Source organism: Mycobacterium simiae (assembly GCF_008370645.1).
GTDB lineage: Bacteria > Actinomycetota > Actinomycetes > Mycobacteriales > Mycobacteriaceae > Mycobacterium > Mycobacterium simiae_A.
The window spans coordinates 1-4,198 of record NZ_VTZN01000274.1 but is presented as its reverse complement, the minus strand read 5'-3'; the positions used below and the strand labels follow the sequence as shown (position 1 = coordinate 4,198).

3 protein-coding genes and 2 pseudogenes are annotated in these 4,198 nt (G+C 62.6%); 2 read left to right on the top strand and 3 right to left on the bottom strand.

Translation table 11 applies throughout. From position 1 onward, the window contains the following. A pseudogene (locus F0Q45_RS29695) lies at positions 1-390 on the top strand (TetR/AcrR family transcriptional regulator); the annotation flags it as partial. Between the two features lie 25 nt (positions 391-415). Here the strand turns inward: F0Q45_RS29695 and tpiA are convergent. From tpiA to gap, 3 genes are read right to left on the bottom strand one after another with little or no spacing between them, the layout of a single operon-like run. Then, a complete protein-coding gene (gene tpiA, locus F0Q45_RS24590) occupies positions 416-1,201 on the bottom strand; it encodes a triose-phosphate isomerase (RefSeq protein ID WP_149656375.1) in 786 nt (261 codons plus the stop codon). Continuing rightward, complete coding sequence (locus tag F0Q45_RS24585) at positions 1,198-2,436, bottom strand: phosphoglycerate kinase (protein ID WP_149656374.1); 1,239 nt, start codon at positions 2,434-2,436, stop codon at positions 1,198-1,200. The genes tpiA and F0Q45_RS24585 overlap by 4 nt, the downstream gene beginning before the upstream one ends. A 12-nt stretch (positions 2,437-2,448) precedes the next feature. Further along, the gene (gap, locus tag F0Q45_RS24580) at positions 2,449-3,480 is read right to left on the bottom strand and encodes a type I glyceraldehyde-3-phosphate dehydrogenase (protein WP_149656373.1); all 1,032 of its coding nucleotides are present in this window, start codon (positions 3,478-3,480) and stop codon (positions 2,449-2,451) included. A 412-nt stretch (positions 3,481-3,892) separates the two neighbouring features. Here gap and F0Q45_RS24575 point away from each other — a divergent pair. Beyond that, positions 3,893-4,198 (top strand): annotated as a pseudogene (locus F0Q45_RS24575) (beta-xylosidase); the annotation flags it as partial.

Genomic DNA, 4,198 nt, shown 5'->3' with positions numbered 1-4,198 from the left:
CTGACGGCCGAAGTCGAAGCGGTCTTGAGCCAGGTCAGCGATCCATGGAAGCTGTTGGTGGTCGGCCTCGGCGCGTTCCTGGATGCGGCGACCAAACCGGATGCGCTGCAAATTATCGCAATTGATGGCCCGTCGGTGCTCGGGTGGGGCGAATGGCGCCAAATTGATCTGCGCTACGGCCTTGGGCTGGTGATCGCCGCTCTCGAGCGGGGGATGGATGCCGGGGTGATTCGACGCGAGCCGTTGGAGCCGCTGTCGCATCTGCTGCTGGCTGCGTTGACCGAATCCGCCTTGCAGATTGCCGGTGCGACAGACAAGAAGCGAACCAGAGCCGAGGTCGAACGCGCCTTCATGGCACTACTCGAAGGCCTAAAGATGGCCCAACAATAGCTGCGTTGCTGGAAACCAGACGGGTCTACGGAAGCGGCCCCCCGGCAGCGATGGCCGCCAGCGTCGCGAACTGCTCACCATCTAGCGACGCTCCGCCCACGAGACCACCGTCGACGTCGGGCTGGGCCACCAGATCGCCGACGTTCTTGGCATTCATCGAACCGCCGTAGAGGACCCGAATCGTTTCGGCCACTTGTGGTGAGGCGAGCGAGCGGAGCTCGTTGCGGATTGCCGAGCAGACCTCTTGAGCGTCGGCAGCGCTGGCCACCCGCCCCGTTCCGATCGCCCAAACCGGCTCGTAGGCAATCACGGTTTTCCCGATCTGCTCGGCCGATAGTCCGGCCAGCGAACCGCGCAGCTGTTCGAGGTTGTGCGCCACATGATGTCCCGCTTCGCGCATGTCAAGGTGCTCGCCGATGCAAACGATCGGCGTGAGCCCATGCTTGAGTGCGGCAGTGGCTTTGGCGGCCACCAGAGCGTCATCCTCGTTATGGTACATACGCCGCTCGGAATGTCCGACGACGACATAGCTGCACCCCAGTTTGGCGAGGAAGGTTCCGCTGATATCACCGGTATAGGCTCCAGAGTCGTGTTGCGACAGATCCTGCGCACCATAGGTAAGCCGCAGCTTGTCGCCGTCGACCAGGGTTTGCACGCTGCGTAGGTCGGTGAACGGCGGGAGAACCGTTACGTCAACCTTGTCGTAGTACTTGTCCGGCAACGCAAACGCGACCTTTTGCACCAGCGCAATCGCCTCGAAGTGATTTAGGTTCATCTTCCAGTTGCCGGCTATCAGCGGCTTGCGGCTCACGACCCTCCTCCAACCGGCTGCTCACGATCCAGCACCTCGATGCCGGGAAGTGTTTTACCTTCAAGGTATTCCAGCGACGCGCCGCCGCCGGTCGATATGTGTGAGAAGGAACCCTCCGAGATGCCTAGGGCGCGGACAGCGGCGGCGGAGTCACCGCCGCCGACCACGCTGAAAGCTCCTTTACCAGTTGCGGTGACGATCGCCTCTGCGACGCCCCTGGTGCCGGCGGCGTACGCAGGGAATTCGAACACGCCCATCGGGCCATTCCAGAAGACGGTTTGCGCGTTGGACAGCAGCGTGGCGAACCGCTTGACCGATCCGGGACCGATGTCCAACCCCATTAGGTCGTCCGGGATCGCGTCGGCGGCGACGGTTTGGGGCGGTGAATCGGCGGCAAACGTCTCGGCTACCACAATGTCCACTGGCAATCGCAGCACATCGTGGTAGGTATCGAGCAGTCTGCGGCAGGTTTCGATCATCTCGTCTTCCAGCAGCGACGCTCCAACCGAATAACCCTGGGCGGCAAGGAACGTGAAACACATACCGCCGCCAATCACGATGCTGTCGGCTTTGGTCGCCAGGGACTCGATAACGCCGAGTTTGTCCGACACTTTCGATCCCCCAAGCACCACCGCGTACGGCCGCTTGGTGGAGCTGGTCAATTGCTCGAGCACCCGGATCTCGTCGGCGACCAGCGTGCCGGCGTAGTGCGGAAGCAAGGTCGCGACGTCGTATACCGAGGCTTGCTTGCGGTGCACCACGCCAAAGCCGTCCGAAACGAAAGCTCCTCCTGGGGATACCAATTCGGCGAGCTGCTTGGCCAGGGCGAGGCGCTCACCATCGTCTTTGCTCGTCTCGCGTTTGTCGAAGCGGATGTTCTCCAACAGCAGGATGTCGCCATCTGTCAACCCCTCGGCCCGGGCCAACGCATCAATGCCAACGACATCGCTGGCCAACTGGACGTGCCGGCCCAATTGCTCACCTAGAGCCGCTGCCACCGGCGCCAGCGACAGCGTCGGGTCGGGTCCGTCCTTGGGACGACCCAGGTGTGCGGCGACCACTACTTTGGCGCCGGCCTCGATCAGCGCCTTCAGCGTCGGTACCGATGCGATGATACGGCCCGAGTCCGTGATGGCACCGTCCTCGTCGAGCGGAACATTCAGGTCCGCGCGGACAAGTACGCTGCGACCCGAAACACCTTCGGCAATAAGGTTTTTGAGAGAATGAATAGTCACAGCTGCCCGAGCTTACAGTGACTTGCCGACCAGCGCGACGAGGTCGATAAGGCGGTTGGAGTAACCCCACTCGTTGTCATACCACGACACCACTTTGGCCTGATTGTCGATCACCTTGGTCAACCCGGAGTCAAAGATCGAGCTGTGCGGATCAGTGACGATGTCGGTCGAGACGATCGGTGCGTCGTAGTACTTCAGAATGCCCTTGAGCCTGCCTGCGGCGGCCGCTTTGAACGCCGCGTTGATTTCTTCGGCGGTAGCAGACTTGGCCAAGTCGGCGGTGAGGTCGGTGGCCGAACCGGTGGGAATCGGCACCCGCAGCGCATAGCCGTCGAGCTTGCCTTTCAGCTCGGGCATCACTAGGCCGATCGCCTTGGCGGCACCGGTCGAGGTCGGTACGATGTTCAGCGCGGCAGCACGGGCACGGCGCAGATCCTTGTGCGGCCCGTCCTGCAGGTTCTGGTCCTGGGTGTAGGCGTGGATGGTGGTCATCAGGCCTCGGATGATGCCGAACTCGTCATGTAGCACTTTGGCCAGCGGCGCAAGGCAGTTCGTGGTGCATGATGCGTTGGAGATGATGTCTTGGCTGCCGTCGTACTTGTCATCGTTGACCCCCAAGACGATGGTGAGGTCCGGGTCGGTCGCGGGCGCCGAGATGACGACTTTCTTGGCGCCGGCGTCCAAGTGGCCTTTGGCCTTGGCCGCGTTGGTGAACAGACCGGTGGATTCGACGACAACGTCGACGCCAAGGTCACCCCACGGCAACGCAGCCGGTCCCTCCCGGACCGCCAGCGCCTTGATCTTCGCGCTACCGACCACGATGGTGTCCTCGCCCTCGAGGCTGACGTCGTAGGGCAGCCGGCCCAAAATGGAGTCGAACTTGAGCAGATGTGCCAGGGTGTTGTTGTCGGTGATGTCGTTGACGGCCACCACCTCCATGTCAGCCCCAGAACTGCCCGAGCCCTGCTCCTGCTGAGCTAATAGGGCCCGATAGAAGTTGCGGCCGATGCGACCAAAGCCGTTGATGCCTACCCGGACCGTCACTTGCCTCTCCTTGCCTTGCGTGTCCGCCTATGAGTCCGCTTGTAAGTCCGCATATAGCGCCTTGCGGTCAGCCTAGATCAGGGCGACGCACTGCCGCCCCACCGGTAAGAGTGCTGCAGCCCCGCGGTTACGACGAACAAGTGCAGCAAGTACGGGTTGCACTAAACGTGGGCGACGAGCATCCGTGGTCCTATCTGATGAGGTCCAGATGCCCCGGCGCCCGTCTCCGGCGGGAAAAGTGACGGCCAAACGTCACCTTTTGGAAACGGCGCGGTGCGGCGCGCCTCGTGTTTTACACCGGCTGCAGACAATTGTGCCCGTCGGCCAGACATGAGTGCAGCAGGACTACGCGGTGCTGCTGCATCACCTGATTGCGGAAATGCTGGGCGCGAGTAAAGAGGAGTCGGCGTTGATGACGGTGTTTGATCAGTTCACCTTGAAGGTGGTTGCCTGCGCTGGGTTGTGCGGGGCCGCTATAGCGTTGAGCCCGGATGCGGCTGCCACCCCGCTGAAAACCGGCGGCTACGAGTGCGTCCAGGGCATGGCGGGCCAGGCAGCGGCGCCCGCAGCCGGCGGACCAGCAGCCACCAACGAGGTATGTACAGCTTCGCTCACTGATATGTCTGGTGTTCCCCTGGTTGTGCCTGGGCCGGCTCCGGCGCTGCCAGCTGGTGCTCCGCTGATTGCTCTTGGGCCGCCGGTGCCTGCCGTCGCCCCG